Source organism: Vibrio sp. SBT000027 (assembly GCF_963894355.1).
GTDB classification, from domain to species: domain Bacteria; phylum Pseudomonadota; class Gammaproteobacteria; order Enterobacterales; family Vibrionaceae; genus Vibrio; species Vibrio splendidus.
On the sequence record NZ_CAWQGD010000001.1, the window covers coordinates 1356046 to 1373407 of the forward strand.

The 17362-nt window shown below is 45.4% G+C and carries 12 protein-coding genes; 4 read left to right on the forward strand and 8 right to left on the reverse strand.

Features of this window, described 5'->3' with window-relative positions; genetic code table 11:
- Positions 1-4: 4 nt before the first annotated feature.
- The 8 genes from AACU28_RS05705 to AACU28_RS05740 all read right to left on the reverse strand — a co-directional run bounded on the left by AACU28_RS05705 (position 5) and on the right by AACU28_RS05740 (position 10986).
- Positions 5-1372 (reverse strand): BatD family protein, encoded by a 1368-nt coding sequence (locus AACU28_RS05705; RefSeq protein WP_121602545.1) that lies wholly within the window; start codon positions 1370-1372, stop codon positions 5-7.
- Entirely contained in the window at positions 1369-3075 is a 1707-nt protein-coding gene (locus AACU28_RS05710) for a vWA domain-containing protein (RefSeq protein WP_121602546.1), read from the reverse strand. Before AACU28_RS05710 ends, AACU28_RS05705 begins: the two co-directional genes overlap by 4 nt.
- Complete coding sequence (locus AACU28_RS05715; RefSeq protein WP_121602547.1) at positions 3068-4147, reverse strand: vWA domain-containing protein; 1080 nt, start codon at positions 4145-4147, stop codon at positions 3068-3070. The genes AACU28_RS05710 and AACU28_RS05715 overlap by 8 nt, the downstream gene beginning before the upstream one ends.
- Positions 4140-4682 (reverse strand): DUF4381 domain-containing protein, encoded by a 543-nt coding sequence (locus tag AACU28_RS05720; RefSeq protein ID WP_121602548.1) that lies wholly within the window; start codon positions 4680-4682, stop codon positions 4140-4142. Before AACU28_RS05720 ends, AACU28_RS05715 begins: the two co-directional genes overlap by 8 nt.
- A complete protein-coding gene (locus AACU28_RS05725) occupies positions 4683-5645 on the reverse strand; it encodes a DUF58 domain-containing protein (RefSeq protein ID WP_017093378.1) in 963 nt (320 codons plus the stop codon).
- Between the two features lie 12 nt (positions 5646-5657).
- Positions 5658-6641 (reverse strand): AAA family ATPase, encoded by a 984-nt coding sequence (locus AACU28_RS05730; RefSeq protein ID WP_121602549.1) that lies wholly within the window; start codon positions 6639-6641, stop codon positions 5658-5660.
- A 149-nt stretch (positions 6642-6790) separates the two neighbouring features.
- Positions 6791-9229 (reverse strand): tetratricopeptide repeat protein, encoded by a 2439-nt coding sequence (locus AACU28_RS05735; RefSeq protein ID WP_121602550.1) that lies wholly within the window; start codon positions 9227-9229, stop codon positions 6791-6793.
- Between the two features lie 209 nt (positions 9230-9438).
- On the reverse strand, positions 9439-10986 hold the full coding sequence (locus AACU28_RS05740; protein ID WP_004730481.1) for an arylsulfatase: 1548 nt from the start codon (positions 10984-10986) through the stop codon (positions 9439-9441).
- 347 nt (positions 10987-11333) lie between these two features.
- On the opposite strand from AACU28_RS05740, the gene AACU28_RS05745 reads away from it, so the two are divergent.
- The 4 genes from AACU28_RS05745 to AACU28_RS05760 all read left to right on the forward strand — a co-directional run bounded on the left by AACU28_RS05745 (position 11334) and on the right by AACU28_RS05760 (position 17268).
- The gene (locus tag AACU28_RS05745) at positions 11334-12896 is read left to right on the forward strand and encodes an arylsulfatase (protein WP_004730480.1); all 1563 of its coding nucleotides are present in this window, start codon (positions 11334-11336) and stop codon (positions 12894-12896) included.
- Positions 12897-13312: 416 nt separating this feature from the next.
- On the forward strand, positions 13313-14407 hold the full coding sequence (locus tag AACU28_RS05750; protein WP_121602551.1) for a cytochrome-c peroxidase: 1095 nt from the start codon (positions 13313-13315) through the stop codon (positions 14405-14407).
- Complete coding sequence (locus AACU28_RS05755) at positions 14400-16826, forward strand: ATP-binding protein (protein WP_121602552.1); 2427 nt, start codon at positions 14400-14402, stop codon at positions 16824-16826. Before AACU28_RS05750 ends, AACU28_RS05755 begins: the two co-directional genes overlap by 8 nt.
- A gap of 13 nt (positions 16827-16839) precedes the next feature.
- Positions 16840-17268 carry a hypothetical protein gene (locus AACU28_RS05760; protein ID WP_017080121.1) on the forward strand — a complete coding sequence of 143 codons (429 nt, stop codon included), beginning with the start codon at positions 16840-16842 and terminating at the stop codon, positions 17266-17268.
- Positions 17269-17362: the final 94 nt, after the last annotated feature.

Below are 17362 nucleotides of genomic sequence, written 5' to 3' on the forward strand. Positions count from 1 at the left end.
TTTGCTACTTAGTTCTATCTTTTAAGTCTGGCAAGGCTTTAGGGATTTTCAAGCGGTCGAAAATTGAACGAGAATTGCTTGAGTTTGATTTATCACTGGGTAATTTACGTAAGCTTTTCCATAAACGAGTAAATACGTTTTTGTCTTCACGCCCTTGTTGAAGCGCTTCACTATCTTCTAGCCAACGCTTTTGTCTATCCAATTTACCAAGTTGCGCTTTATCCAGTTCTAGCTGAGAGGTTTCGTTTCGTAATTGACGATAGATAAAGGTTCTCAATGCAGCCCAATTACCTTGCTTAAGCAAACGACGGAATACCAACCAACTCGGTGTTGGGCGGTTCTCGTAATAACGTTTAACAGAAACAAAGCACGCCACACTGAACAACAGTGCCAGACCAACGCTAATAAACACTGACATGTAAGCCTTGATGAAAGATTGGACTGTGTGTTTAGCTTCAAACACATTCCCTTTTATCACCACGGTTTCAAGGCGTTGATTCTTGCTGTCCCACCACTGAAATGAAAACTCTGGCAACGTAAATTCACCGCCCTGCTGAATAACATAAACCGTCTCCTCAATTCGACTGGAACGGTAGTTACCACGATCTTGAGTATCATCTAAACGATTAGGTTGCGGGTAAGCTTGGTACTGCTGGGTCGATTCATTGTTCAACACATCCGGCAGTAATACAGACAAACTGTCTTTGGCCTTGATGGTTACCGTTCGAGTAATGGCATCGCCTACTTTTAAGTTTTCACTCGAGCGTTGCCATTGTTGCTCTGTATCTACTTCTGTTGCAGAAAACCAAGGCGATTCATTATCAAGTAAACCTGAAGGCAACGAAGCTTCAAACTTAATTGGCTGCGTGTAAAGCGTGCCGCCAACGTTAGAGCCGTCAGGTGCAGAAACTTGGACGCGAACCGGCACGGTTGGAATGACAAACTCGCCAGAAGTCATCGGATAGAGTGTTACTTCCCATCGTTGACGCGACCATGTAGTGCCATTGACCCGTTCCGTGTAATTAGTCGCGAGTTGGTTACGTTGCTTAGCGATCACGTTAGGGATTTCGATACTGCCGATTCGAGTCCCTCCCGTTAACCAACGCGGCGTCGCCACCTCAATGTTCAGAATTACCTGCTCATTAACGCTCACTTTAGTCGGCGTTATCTTATCGCCTGACTTTGGCTTTTCCCTTACCCAAGCGATAAGCTCAACGTCACCACTTTTTTGGAGATCGAAGATATCGGCAGCAGAAGCAACAAAAGGAGAAAACCAACTCAATATAAGAGTCATCGACAGTAACCACTTATGGGTTCTGAATCGCACTCTCTTTGATTGAATGGCTTCAAGAGCTAAATGATATCGACTCATTGGGTTTGCTCCTGTTTTGACGCTTGTTCGATGGAAGGTGCAGGGTCTCTTAATTGAATTTGGAACTTGGACTTTAAGAAGAACTTAGGGTCCGCTTCGACTCGTTTTAACCACTTATCGGCAAGCTCTTGGCTACCCAAAATTTCATTGGCATTAAGCGTTTCCTTGAGCATCAATTCCGCTACCGTTTCTTCTTCAGCGCCATCACCCGTTCGCGGCTGATCGTCTTCGAGTTCTAAAGACTCTTCAGGGCCATCTGTGGTCCCGGACTGACTTTCACTGGTTCGGTTTACCTCTTCGACAATCCCACTAAGCACAGCAAGATTGTTCTCCACATCCGTTCTTAGTTCTGGTGACAGATCCTCTTTCTCGCTTAATGATTTCAAAAGGTCTCGCGCGGCAAGGTATTCACGCTGCCTGGCTAATGCGCTCGCCGCGTTGTATAAACCAAGGTCAGTTTTGGTTTGTAGGAATGCACTGTGAGCGAGCTTAAAATCACGAGCATAGTAGTAAGCCGCACCTTTTCGCATTGGGTCAGTAAAATGTTTTGCCGCTTCAAGGTATTCTTTCTGATTCAACAGGCGTTGACCTTGCTGGTCGGGCGTTAACCATAAGTCCCACCACCATTGAGCTGTTTTGTCCCAAGCCGTAACCGACTCCACCACGACGGGTTTCTCAGCGGTTAAGTTGACTGTTTTCGCTAAAGTGTTTGGTGAATAAATACTGCCTGAAATCACTAGACCAACGACACACCACTGTACCAACCACCCTTTTCTGAACCATAGCAACATAATGAAAGCCATTGGAATAAGCAGTCCATAGCCCATGTCTTTCCAAGGCATTGAAGATTCGCCGTTGAGCTGCATGTTTCTTTCAACCGCTCTGTTCAGTTGTTGGATATCCGAATCATCAACGGTCACCTCAACCACTCGTCCACCCGTCTTACTCGCTAAGTTACGCAGTGAATCTAGGTCGACTGGGTTATCGCTCACCACATTACTGTTTCCTGCGGCTAGAATGAGCAACTGATACGGATTGTCGTTAAAGAAACTCTCGTACGCCCTAATGGTGCTTGGGTTTACACCATCTGATACCAACAGTACAGAAGAGCCTAACTCACCAGACAGTTGCTGATTAATCAATGGCAGTGCTTCTTCTGCTGACTTACCTGTTACCGGCATGATATCGGGAGTGATAGCCGCTAGAAACGGTTCGAATACCTTGCTGTCTTGAGTGACGGGCATCGCGACGTGTGCGCTGCCTGCGTAAACCACTAAGCCCGTATTACCGCCTTTCCGAGCGGCCAATAAGTCTCTAATTTTCTGCTTAGATCGTTCCAAGCGACTCGGTGGTAAGTCTTTAGCGAGCATGGATTCACTATTATCAAGCACAACCAACATCGACGCTTTGTCTTCACCAAAAGGCGAAGCCTCACGCTGCCATGTTGGGCCAGAACAGATAACGATGGCGATAGTTACAATCACCACCAATAGCTTCAATGGCAGCTGCTTACGCCAGCCTGTTTCGCCAATCGTCAATGCATCACGTAAGTGTGCAGGTAGAATGTCTTTCCACGTTGGTTTAGTCTCTTCTCTCCAACGAACCCATAGCAGGAAGAACATCGGAATAAAGGCCAACAACCACAAAGGTCGGATAAAATGAAACTGGGTAAAGAACTGTTGCAGAGTGAGAGAATCAGGCATCATCCTCTCCTTTCAATTTTTTAGTTTTAGAAGCCAAAAGCGACCTTCTACGCAAAGTCGCCAGACTAAAGGCAGTCAGATACATCACAACAACAATCGCCATTAAGTAATGGTGCAGCCCCTGTTTAGGACGATAAGTGGTACTTTCATATAACTGTGGTTCTAGTTCACCGATTTGAGCGTAGGCTTTGGTCAATTCATCGCGGTTAAGCGCCTCAAAGGCTTCGCCACCAGACTCTTGAGCCACTCGCTTGATGGTCGCCATATCCAAAGCCACTTCACCAACGGTTTGTGGGTCACCCATGGCGATCACGTGAATACGAACGCCTTTCGCCTTCGCAACTTTGGCTGCATCAATCGGTTCAACAAAGCTCCCCGTATCATTACCGTCGGTTAATACGATCACGACCTTCTCTTTTTCGTTGGCATCAACACTTGAATCTTGAACGGCAACACTTTGCTTTTCGCTTTGTTCAAACACCTTAATCGCCAAGCCAATTGCATCACCTAAGTGCGTGCTTTGCCCTGCCATAGCGACATCGGTTTGATTAAGCAGTTCAAGCCACACATCTTGGTCAGCTGTAAACGGTGTTTGGACAAACGCTGCATCACCAAAAAGAATCAAACCGAGTCGGTCCCCTTTTCGGGTAGTCGCAAAATCGGCTAGCACTTCTTTGGTCGCGTCCAAACGAGATATTTTATCGCCCCGCTTAGAAGTAAAGTCTTGTTCTGCCATTGAGCCAGATAAATCGACCACTACCATCACATCACGACCTAATTGTTCGCGAACTTGCGGCTCACCAAGAATGGTTGGTTTAGCGAGCGCACACACCACTAATGCCCAAGTAATAATCAACGTGGTTCGTTGCCACCAGCTTGGTGTTAGCTGGCTTGCCCCTTCAGACGGCGCTTCACCAATCGCTTCAACCAATTCACTGAAAAATGGCACCTTGATGGCCGTTTGCTTGGTTCGATAAGCTGGCACTGCAAAGTAGACCAACAAAGGCAGAGGTAACGCGATAAACCACAGCGGATGCGCAAATTCAAAGCTGGAAGATAAAACATCAAACATTGTCTTGCCCCTCAACCGTTACCTGTACATTCGGCTTGTGAAGTTTTAGCCACATCATCGCGGTTTGAATCACCTCTAAACGCTGTTCAAAGCTCAAACGCACATTAGGGTCAGTTAAGCTCTGCATCCATAATTCTGAGATTTCATCGGCAAAGAACGCATTGCTGTTTTCACTTGTGTTAGCGCTAACAGGCAGATAATCGTTCAGACGGTTTACATAGGCTTTTCCAAACAGCTTTGCATTACTGCTGTCTAGGTAACGAAGTACCACTTTCAGTACTTTGAAGGTTCGTTCTGTTGAATTTTTGTCTCGTGCATCCAATATCATGAGCTCTTGAAGCGCTTCTTTGCGATAACGGTTATTCCACCATTTCTGCGCCAAACGATAAGCCAGATAGATAGCGACCAATAACAGAATAACGCCAAGGATCTTCCAGCCGATCGTTTGAGGAGCCCAGCTCACACTGTCAGGAATCGCTACATCGTGCAGTTCGCGGAGGATATAGGTACTTGGAGGAGTATGTTCAACAGCCATTTAGCGCCCTCCCACTAGCTTCTGCAGCTGTGATATGTGATTGCCCGACGTGTCTAATTCTATATAAGGGAGGTTTTTCATCGCCATCAATTTAGCAAGGGACTGTTTCTGAAGTGCCGCTTTCTGAGCAAGACTTTCACTCGCGAGGTTTACCTTAAATTGACTATCCAGATTAAGTTGAAAGCGACCATCACCCACCACCCAGTTTGCGCTTGCAAGATCTTGAGGCAATGACTGTTCTAATGGGTCGGTGACCATAATGGCCAAGATATCGTTGTGTTGCTGTAACTGCTTTAGTCGATCGAGATGTTGTTCTCGGCAGTCTCGCCAGTCACTAATGAATATCAAGGTTGATTGCTTGAGTCTCATTCGCTTGATCAGTTCAATCCACTGGCTAAAACCAACACCCTCGCTGTCACTCACACTCACGTCTAAGCTTTGATTAGCCTTGGTAAGATGCTTTAACTGAGCCAGTAAATCAGACTGTGAACGCTGCGCTTTGGTATGAAAGAGCTTTTGGTGTGAGGCTAAAACGAAGCCGACACGGTCACCATCTTTTAGCACTCGCCACCCACACAGTGCCGCCACTTCGGCAGCCACAACAGATTTCATGGTGTTTTGAGAAGCAAAAAACATCGAACTGCGCTGATCGACACAGATCATCACATTACGGTCTTTCTCTTCGGTATAGCTACGAACATGAGGCTTACCCGTTCGCATCGTAACTTTCCAATCGAGATTACGGATATCATCACCCAATTGGTAATGACGTAATTCTTCGAAGTTCAAACCACGGCCACGGAACAGAGAGTTATGTCGCCCCGACAGCACACTACCCGCTTTTAAATGAGGCAGTAGAGAAAACGACTCAGCTTGAGCCTGAATTCGCACTAACCTTGAATAGTCACAGTACAGTCGAGGATCAAGGCCTTGCGGTTTGGGAGCTTGTGTTGGCTTCGCCATGACGCCCCCTAGTTATCCAATCTCAACATTATCAAGCAGTTCTTCAACCACTCTTTGATGGTCAACACCATCGGCCAATGCATCGTAAGACAACGAGAATCGGTGGCCTAATACGGTTGGCAACATGGCACGCACATCGTCTAACGTGACGTGGTCATGCCCTTGCAGCCACGCATAAGCGCGAGCACATTTATCCAATGAAATAGAAGCGCGAGGACTTGAACCAATTTCAATCCATTTCGATAAGTCTGATTCTGGATAACGCTCAGGTTTTCGTGTAGCCATTACCAAAGCCACGATGTAGTTCTCAACTAAATCGGAAACGGCAATGTCCGGAAGTTGGCGGCGCGCTTCAAGCACCAATTCAGGTTCAATATGCTGTGGCGTGACTAATTCCGAACTCGTCTCGCTACCGAGTTCCTCACTGCGCACAAGTCGAATGATGTCGCGTTCAGCTTCATCTTCTGGATAGTCGACCGTGACTTTCATAATGAAACGGTCCATCTGTGCTTCAGGCAGTGGATACGTACCTTCTTGCTCGACTGGGTTTTGCGTAGCGAGCACCATGAATAGATCAGGTAGGATATGAGTTTGACCACCCACCGTAATCGTTCCTTCCGCCATGGCTTCAAGCAGAGCCGCTTGTACCTTTGCAGGAGCACGGTTCACTTCATCGGCTAAAACAATACTGTTGAAAATAGGACCCGGTTGAAAGTGCAACTGAGGCTTTCCATCAAGCTCTTGATACACTTCTGTACCGGTTACATCTGATGGCAGCAGGTCAGGCGTAAACTGAATTCGACCAAAACTGGTGTTCAGTAGGTTCGCCAGCGATTTCACTGAACGAGTTTTCGCTGTACCGGGAAGTCCCTCTAAAAGCACATGCCCATTAGTCAATAACCCTATCACCAGAGCCCGAACGACGTGGCTCTGACCGATAACACTTTTCTCTGTTTGTTCAATCAGTTGGTTAATTGCTTGTTGCGCATGGTTCATAGGTCTTCCCTTAATTCAATCTGGCTGCGTACATCCTACTCACAAGCCCCATAACTATTAGTTATAAACGTGATAATTGCTCATAAGCGCGATAATTAGTTACAAGCGGAATAAGCAGCAAGCACAATAGCCAAGCTCATCTTATCGCTTTATTTAAACTTAGCTCTCAATTGGTTAATGGCCTCCGGCGGTGCCACTTTGCTCAGTGATGAAATACATTGCTCAAACGCCTTTGGTACGCCCGGTATATGGCTGTTTCGCGCCAACACTTCACACTGGGCATACAAGTGCTGTGGGTTACGGCTAAATTGGTAAGCCTTGTGCAGTGATTGACTTGCCGCAAGCACATCAGATTTCTCCAAAGCCAATCCGTACACATACCAATATTGTGGGTCGGTTTGCGCAGTTTCAGCGGCTTGTTTAAGGTAGTCCGTTGCTTGTTCGTAATCTTTCACGCGAAGCAGAGATAACCCTGTGCTGTATGGCAATACACTCGATTTAGGCTGAGCTTCAATACCTTGCTTCAACGTCGACAACGCTTTTGCTTCGTTACCTTGCGCTCGATACAAATCCGCTAAATTGGCGTAGCTATTTTCGAAATAAGGCTCAATCTCGATAGCGCCTAGATAAAACTCAATCGCTTTGTCGTGCTGACCTAAATCCCGGTAAACGTTGCCTAGGTTAGTACGTCCAAATCCTCTATCGGCATTAAATTGCTGTATTTCAATGTACTCTTCCAATGCAGGCTTGATTTGGTCTTTCTGCAGAGGGTTCATTTCTCCCCAATAACGCACTAATGCGCCTGCGGCTTCTGAACGAATTGACAATACAGGGTCTTTCACTAGCGGCTCTAGAATTTGCCAACGGTCAGTGAATGGGAAACCAGACGAGCCTTGCACAACGCCCAAACGGATCATTTCATCATCATGTTTCACCGCTCTTGCTAGCGAGATAAGCGTATTCTTACCCGTATTGCCGCCCAAACGTTCTAAGCTCGATGCACGAATGATATTGCTTAAGCTGGAGTCCTGAGCCGAGTATGCCAACGCATCCTCTGCACCTCTGTGTCCTATTGAATCAGCATAAAAGGCAACGGCAAAATGCTGCTGATTACGATACTTAGAATCTGGGAACCACTTACCGATTTGCTTATCTGCCCACTGGTCGGTTTGATCTTCATGACAGCTAGTACAAACGTTCGGCGTTTTAATGTGTTGGCTAATATCAGGACGCGGGATATGCCAACTGTGGTCGCGTCTTGGGTCGACCTCCATGTAAGTCGTCTCAGGCATGTGACAAGTCGTACATTGTGAAGCTTCGGTATTCGCCTCGTGGAAGGTGTGCTTTTCAGGCGTGTATTCAGAAGCAATGTGACATTGGCTACATACAGCTTCCTCTGCAATTTTTAATTCTGCGGTATGGGGATCGTGGCAGTTAGTACATGTGACGCCTTTTTCAGCCATCACTGATTGAAGGAAAGATCCGTAAACGTAATCTTCATCGTAGATTTGACCATCGTTATGGTAAAGCTCAGGAGTAATCAAGCTCAGGCGATACTTATCAAAGAATGACCCGTTCACGTGGTCGCCTGTTTCATTCAACTGAGTACGTCGGCTGTGGCATTGAGCACAGGTTTGAACTTGATTGGTATGGATGATGTCTTTTGGTTGTAGGGTTGAGTTGCCCTCTTGGTAGATCCACTCTTTCACCGACTTCGACAAGTCGCGATCAAAGCCATAATGCGCCGAGACTTGAGCATCCTTTCCGCCGTTAGCTTTTGCTGACTGATCTTTGGTCAATTGAGCTTTTGCTAGCTGGGCCTGCTCAACGTGCTCGCTTGCAGGACCATGACACGCTTCACAACCGACATTAATCTCCGACCATGTGGTGTTGTAGGTATTACTCGCGCTGTCGTAGTTTTTCTCTAGGTTCGTAGAGTGGCAATCAGCACACATAAAGTTCCAGTTTTGACCGCTATTGGTCCAGTAGAATTCATCAGTGTTGGTGGTATCCGGGTAGAGGTTAAACCAACGTTGACCGCCTTCGCCCTCAGTGCGAGAGTCCCAAGCGAAAGGAATCAACTGTACTCGACCGTCTTCAAACTCAACCATGTACTGTTGTAATGGTTCAAAGGCAAAGGTATAGCTGATTTTGTAATCTTTTAATTGCCCGTCAGGCCCTTCGATATTGACCCAGAACTCTTCACCCTTGCGAAAAAATCGATTGGGTTTACCGCCATGAGTGACCGTTTGATCGTTGAAATCGCCTAATACAGATTCATCTGCAGCGTGTTTCATCGCCATGTCATGATGAGAGCCCTGCCACGCTTCGACTTCTTCACTATGACAATCAACACAAGCTTCCGATCCGACATAGGTGGCTTTAGAGCCGATAGGTAAAACATCAGAGTTAGCGTGTGAAGCTACAGAACTGAGCTTTGAAGCCTCAGTGTTGCTATTAGGATCTTGCTCGTTGGCATAGGTGCTCAAACTGAACAGCGACAACATAAGTGGAGACAAGATTACGGATAATACTGCGACTCTCTGGTGTTTCAATCCGTTCACTAGCGAGCACAACCATGCAGACATAACATTCCTTGTTTTTATACATCCTTATGCTTACTAAGGTAGACGTAAAAACGACTAAAATACAATTATTTAGTGGCAATGAGCACGATAGTTGTGATTCATATTCACGACCGGGATTTACTCATCGATATGCGCATAAAAAAAAGAGCTCCTAGGAGCTCTTTCGTGTTATCAGTTTCATCAAGCTATCAGTTTCAATAAACCAAAGCTTACTTATTATGGTTCTCTTGAAGTTTCTCCATAACCTGATCCAAGCTAAAGCTTGCTGCTTTTTGGCGTGGTGGGTATTCAGCAAACGTTTCTAAGAACTCGCCTACATACGCTTGCGCAGGAACGAACATATAAGCATGGTCTAACAACCAGTCATAATAGGTATTCGAAGTAATGTCTGCGTTTTCGTATGGGTCCATACGCAGGTTAAACAGCTTAGGAAGACGTAACGTCACGAACGGTTCTGACCAAATCTGCATGGTACCCGTTGCACGTTGCTCCATGAACACCGCTTTCCATTGGTTGTAACGAAGCGCCGCTAAATCGCCATCATCGGTAAAGTAGAAGATCTCTGAACGACGGCCTTTTTCTTCTTCACCCGTTAGGTAAGGAAGGAAGTTATAACCATCTAAGTGAACCTTAAACGTTTTATCACCAGCAGTATGACCTTTAAGTAGTTTCTCTTTGATTTGGTCATCACCAGCAGCGGCAACGAAGGTTGGCATCCAGTCCATGTGGTGCATGATTTCATTGGATACGGTTCCTGGTTCAATCTTACCAGGCCAACGGACCATTGCTGGTACACGGTATGCGCCTTCCCAGTTAGTGTTTTTCTCACCACGGAACGGGGTTGTACCCGCATCTGGCCAAGAGTTCATGTGTGGGCCGTTATCCGTTGAGTAGAAAACGATGGTGTTGTCTTTGATTCCCAACTCATCCACTTGCTTCAATAGTTGCCCAACGTGTCGATCGTGCTCAACCATACCATCAGCGTAGTTACCGACACCGGTTACACCTTTACTATCGGCTTTCACGTGCGTTCTAAAGTGCATACGTGTTGCGTTCCACCAAACGAAGAATGGTTTGTCCGCTTTCACTGCGCGATCCATGAAATCAAGGGCCGCGTCTAGTGTTTCTTCATCGACCGTTTCCATACGCTTACGCGTCAGTGGACCCGTATCTTCAATCTTGCCATCAGCGAATGACTTAATGACACCACGCGGACCGAACTTCTTACGAAACTCAGGATCGGTTGGGTAATCTTCATTCTCTGGTTCTTCTTCAGCATTCAGGTGGTAAAGGTTGCCAAAAAATTCGTCAAACCCGTGTGCTGTTGGAAGGAATTCATCTTTGTCGCCAAGGTGGTTTTTACCAAATTGACCTGTCATGTAACCCATAGGTTTCAGCATTTCTGCGATTGTCGCGTCTTCCGCTTGCAAGCCAATGTCTGCGCCCGGCAAGCCTACTTTACTCAAACCCGTTCGTAATACACTTTGTCCCGTAATAAAGGTAGAGCGACCCGCAGTACACGATTGTTCAGCGTAATAATCGGTAAACATCATCCCTTCTTTGGCGATGCTATCAATATTAGGCGTTTTGTAACCCATTAAACCAAAGGTGTATGCGCTAACATTAGACTGTCCAATATCATCCCCCCAAATCACGAGAATATTTGGTTTTTCAGCTGCGAATGTGGTGGTGGAAGCCGCCATCATCGCCGTACCCAAAATCGCTAAACGACGTTTAACGCCATATTTCGCTGTCATAGAAACCTCTTCGTAAGTTATTTGCATCCTGCCCTACAACGTATAGTCCATTTTTTAAGCATGCGCGAGGTTCGCTAAGCTATTAATCTTTTTGTCATTTTTTATTCAGATACAGGTGCAGAAGTTATCGATAAGGTTTACGGCGACAAACATGATAAGGATCACACATGTTATCTAAGGGTTTCTGGTAACCATCAGCCTAAATTCAATTTAATCAGCAAGTTAACCATGCATCATAACGATTGGTTATAAGCACTATAAAAGGACGGAACGGAATTTTGGGAATAACATTTGCTCATCGATGTGTTGTTCTAACGCATTAATCTTAAAAGTGAATCGGAGTCCTTATGGGTACTAAAATTAATAAACTAGCATTAGGTGTTGGCTTATTAGCAGCTTCTTCAGCGGCAACAGCAGCAGAAAAACCAAACATTCTTGCTATCTGGGGTGATGACATTGGTGTATTCAACATCAGTGCATACAACAACGGTATGATGGGTTACGAAACACCTAACATCGACCGTATTGCTAACGAAGGCGCACTATTTACTGACCACTACGGTCAACAATCGTGTACTGCTGGTCGTGCTGCATTCCTAACCGGTCAAGAACCTTTCCGTACTGGTCTATTGACTATCGGCATGCCAGGTTCGGACCACGGTATCCCTGATTGGGCTCCAACGATCGCAGACCTTCTTAAAGAACAGGGCTACATGACCGCTCAGTTCGGTAAGAACCACATGGGTGACCAAGACAAACACCTTCCAACGAACCACGGTTTTGACCAGTTCTTCGGTAACCTGTACCACCTAAACGCGGAAGAAGAGCCAGAGACATACTACTACCCTAAAGACCCTGAGTTCCGTAAGAACTTTGGCCCTCGTGGTGTAATCAAATCGACTTCTGACGGTAAGATTGAAGATACAGGCCCTATGACACGTAAGCGTATGGAGCATGCGGATGAAGAGTTCCTAGAAGAATCTCTAGCCTTCATGGAAAAAGCAGTAAAAGCTGACAAACCATTCTTCATTTGGCACAACACCACTCGTATGCACGTGTGGACTCGTCTACAAGAAAAATACCAAGGCGCATCGGGTATCAGCATCTACGCTGATGGCATGTTAGAGCACGATGACCAAGTGGGTATCCTTTTAGACAAGCTTGATGAGCTTAAAATCGCAGACAACACAATCGTTATCTACTCGACCGATAACGGTGCAGAAACGGTATCTTGGCCTGATGGTGGTGCTACTTACTTCCACGGTGAAAAAGGTACAACTTACGAAGGCGGTATGCGTGTTCCTCAGCTAGTTCGCTGGCCTGGTACTATCAAACCGGGAACTAAGATCAACGATATCATGGGGCACCAAGACTGGATCCCTACTCTACTAGCAGCCGCTGGTGATGATAAAGTGGTTGAGAAACTTGCGTCTGATAAAGGTGCAACTTACAACGGTAAAAACTGGCGTGTTCACCTAGATGGTTACAACTTCCTACCTTACTTCCAAGGCAAAGAAGAGAAAGGCCCTCGTGACAGCATGCTTTACTTCTCTGCTAACGCTGAGCTAAACGCAGTTCGTTGGAATGACTTCAAGATTTCGTTCGCAGTAATGGACGGTAACATCGTTGATGCGGTTCGCTTCCAACCAAACTGGCCTCAAGTTGTTCACCTACGTGCTGACCCATTCGAAAAAGCACCACACGAATCGGGCATGTACCTACGCTGGATGGCAGACAACATGTGGTTATTCGTACCAGTAGGCGGCAAAGTACAAGAGTTCATGAACACGCTACCTGACTACCCTATGCAGCAAAGCCAAGTGTTGAACCCTGGTAACTTCAACCAAAATGCTTACATGCTTCAAGGTAAACTTAAGCAACTAGAAGCGGCAGCAGCGCAAGCTAAATAAGTCCTTCTAGACCATGTAATTCAAGCAGTTTAGAAAGTACATGATGTAATACCAAAGCCGTGGTCACTCTATGCAGTTACCACGGCTTTTCTACGTCTGGCACTTGTTTTCTGTATCTGCATCAGTATCTGTATCTTAAAAATCCGAGTTTTATACAACAAGGTCTTTTCGAATTGACCGTTAGGTCCCTAACTTGCCCTACGTAACGCGTTGTTTCTAACGATCCCAGTCCCTTGTCATCCAACGATTCAATGACTTCATCTTGCTCCTCTCCTCTTGTTACACCATCTTCTTGCAACATCACCACTATGAAACTAAGTTTATAAACATACACCTCTCATCCACAGGGTGAATAAGGTTTAAATCAGAAGGATTCTGACTTGCCAAAATTATCTAAACTAGATGGAACTAATACTATGAAAACGCCATATTTAGCAGTAATAAGCATCACTGTCATTTGCGTTTCAATAGGCCTACTGGTTTATGACGCCGCTTCTTTAAAGATGCACGCCTCATTTGAGCACCAAGAAAATCACTCTCATGCAAACGACCATGATGATTCATACTCTTCAGAACACGACTCAAATACAGACTCACAAGATGCCCAACAAGCGGCATTTCCAGATCAACAAATCTTCCCAATTCCAGATTCGACCGAGATTAACAATGAACTTGCCAAGATAGGTTGGGCGCTATTCAAAGACCCTAACTTATCGTCGAACCGAAGTGTCAGCTGTGAAAGTTGTCATAGTCTACAAACCAATGGCGCTGAAGTGATTCCTGTTTCCATTGGCGTAAATGGAGCGGGAATGCGAAATTCACTCACCGTTTTTAACGCTGCCTTTAACTACCGATTTTTTTGGGATGGTCGGGTGAATAACCTTGGCGATCAAATCGATGGTCCAGTACACAACGTTGACGAAATGGATTCAAACTGGAAACACATTACGGACTATGTCTCTCAATCGGAGACTTACATCAGCCTATTCAAAGAACAATCGACAACCATCAACGAAGCTTCGATTAAGGCTGCACTTATTGAGTTCATGCAAGGGCTAACCACGCCTGATTCTCCTTTCGACCAGTATTTGCGAGGCGATCATTCAGCGTTGTCTGATAAGGCCAAGCGAGGCTGGGAGGCCTTTCAAGAACAAGGCTGCATTCGTTGTCACCAAGGTACCAATATTGGTGGAGGCATGGTGATGCGATTTGGCTATTTTGGAATATCAAAAACGGGCTCAGAACGAAGTGAAGACAAAGGTCGATTTATGTTTACAGGACAACCACAAGACAAGCACCTTTTCCGTGTCGCCAGTTTAAGAAACGTGGCGATCACTGCACCTTATTTTCATGATGGTCAAACTGAAACGTTAGAGGAAGCCATCAAAATCATGGGTGAAAGCCAACTCGGTAAAACGTTTGAAAAGCAAACCATTAGTGAGATTAAAACATTTCTAGAAACCTTAACGGGCAACCGCCCTCAGATGTTAGTGGAGTTTGAAAATGAATAAAATCAGACTCATCTTTTTGCTGTTTTTCTCGCTATTCTTGGCTTTGGTTAGCTTAATTATATTGACCTATTCTGAACACGGGAAAGTATCGGAATATGGAGAATCTGTTCGAGAGCTGGGGCATGAAGTTTTAGAAATGCGCGATCAGATAACCAACGCTGCTCTCGCTGACATTTCGAACCCTTACCAAATATCGGCTGATTTAGTCAGACTAGAAATAGAACTGCAAGAGCTCAAGGATAGCTATAAGGGGGAAAGCATCCACTCAACGTTCTTTCAAGACTTACAAACCACCCAATTACTTGAGCGTTTCCACAAGGCCTCGATAGCCAATGTCGATACGCTCGACAAGCTCGTCGGGTTGAGTGTCGCTCGTCAGTTCATACTGCAATCCCTAACGCTGCAACTCATTGATAGTCATTCAGCAAACCATCGAGAAGCAGCAAGGGGACATGATTCAGAAAAACTAAATGCTCTCTCTACACCGGAGCTCAACATTCAAAGTGAGGTACTTGCTAGCGTGTTATTTTCAGGGAGCCAAATTCAACATCAAGAGATTAGCTCAGAGTTGGCGGAACTGTCTGAAACGTTCGCTGAACTCAATCAGCAACAAAAGGTACTGTTATCTCAAGTTCTTTCGGTGCATAACATGGAGTATCTTGAGCAAATTGAACATCAATTCACCGACCTTCAAGACCAACTAGAAGGCGTGATTGTCAAACTTATCATCACACTCGCGCTATTAACCTTCGCTTTCTCGTTCGCCATCTTTATCTTCCGAGTCTTTGAATTAAAACGAAACAACCTTGCCTATCAAGAAGCCGCAAACAAAGCAGAAAAAGCCAACGAAGCGAAGTCCTTATTCCTTGCCACCATGAGTCACGAGTTAAGAACGCCGATGAATGGCGTACTAGGTATCGCTCAAATAATCAAAGAGGATTCGCAAAGCGCCGATACCCGCCAACAAGCACAGATAATCATCGATTCAGGCCAGCATCTTGTCACCATATTGAATGATATTCTTGACTTTTCTAAGGTTGAGCAAGGCAAAATGGAGCTTGAATATAGCCCTTTCTCAGTGGCAGACGTGGTGACACATCTTGATAAAACCTTGACGCCTCTTGCAGAAGACAAAGGCCTCGCTTTTACCATTAAAGATAACATCCCTACCCATATTCAGTTGATTGGTGACTCTGCACGTACACGTCAGATCTTATTTAATTTAGCAGGCAATGCCGTCAAATTTACTGAGTCAGGAAAGGTTGAAGTGGAATTCTTGATTGCACCAACCACCCCACCAAGCGTGAATATCTTAGTGACTGATACAGGTATTGGCATCGCAGAAGACAAGATCGACCATATATTCACGGCATTTGAACAAGCCGAGCTCTCAACGACCCGCAAGTTTGGTGGGACAGGATTAGGGCTTTCCATTGTTAAGCAGTTAGTCGAACTGATGGGGGGCACCATCACGGTTACCAGCCGGCTTAATTTCGGTACTCGATTTACTATCTCGCTTCCGCTTGAAATGCACGAACTTGAAGAACAAATCATCGATCAAACGCCAACCAAAACCAATAAGACTCTCGATGACTTCTCAGTATTGTTAGTCGAAGACAACAAGATCAACGCAATGGTGATTAGGAAGTTCTGTGAATCTATCAACTTAACGGTTGAGAACGCCTACGACGGTTTACAAGCCTTAGATAAATTAGTTTCAAACCAATATGACCTGATCATCATGGATAACCACATGCCGAACATGAGCGGCATTGAGGCAATTCAAAAAATCCGTAACGAGCTCAAGCTGACTACCGTAGTTTTCGCATGCACAGCCGACGTATTTAAAGAAGCACACGATGAATTTATCATGTCAGGGGCTGATTTTGTTCTCACCAAACCATTACAGAAAAACAGCTTACAAAACGCTATCAATGAGTTTCATGACCAATTTGAGGGTAACCGACATAACTTGGCTAACGAACATAACCTTTTAACCAAAGGTGCAAGCAACATCACCATGTTAACGCGTCATCCCCAAAATAAACTGCCACTCACAGAAGAAGAACTGTCGCGTAGCCAATTCTTAGCTAACGATGAGCTCAAATCAGACGAAAAACTCAAATGCTTAACGTCTCTCGTTGATGAGCTAGAAAACGAAATCGATGAGTTGATAGAGCTATTTTCGGACGCTAAACAGGATGACCTCTCCAGAACATTGAAGGCGGTTAAAGAGATTGCCGCAAGATATGAAATGAACGAAGTGCTTGAACTCGCGAGCTCAGCCGAACAAATAGCCGATCAACACATCATGCCCGAAGCAGAATTGCTTCAACAACTGATCAATCGATTGATGGTCAATAGTCACCAAGCCACTCGATTGATACACAAACTCCACCAGCAACGCAAAATTGGGTAAAGGAAGGTATCACATGATATGGAATTTGAACTTACCTAGCACCGGTCCACACTTGTTCTTGGCTCTTGGTGCAACCATCATTTTTGTGGTCGACTATCATGTACCTTTAGGCATTGCTATGGCCGTTCCCTACGTTACGATAGTATTGCTGGCGGCAACAACGAAAGATCCAACCTCCACAGTCATGTGGGCTATCACCTGCACCTTGCTTACGCTCATTGGCTACTACCTATCTAGTACGGGCAGTGAAACCTGGTTCGTCGCCTTCAACCGAGTGATTACGATTTATGCCATTTGGGTATCTGCTCTCGTTCCTATGTATATCACTCTGCAGTCGCTTCGAAGCGCTCAAGAGAGCGATTTAGATAATCCAGAAGAGAAAACGTTGAGGCCACACCATAATACGAACGAAAAAAACACGTTTCGTACGTTCAAGAATTAGGCTTAGGTTAAGTTTCGGTGAATTTTACCAAATCGAGACAAGGTAACTTGAAATACTTCGTTCTGCATGAGATTGTAATTTAACTATCCATAAA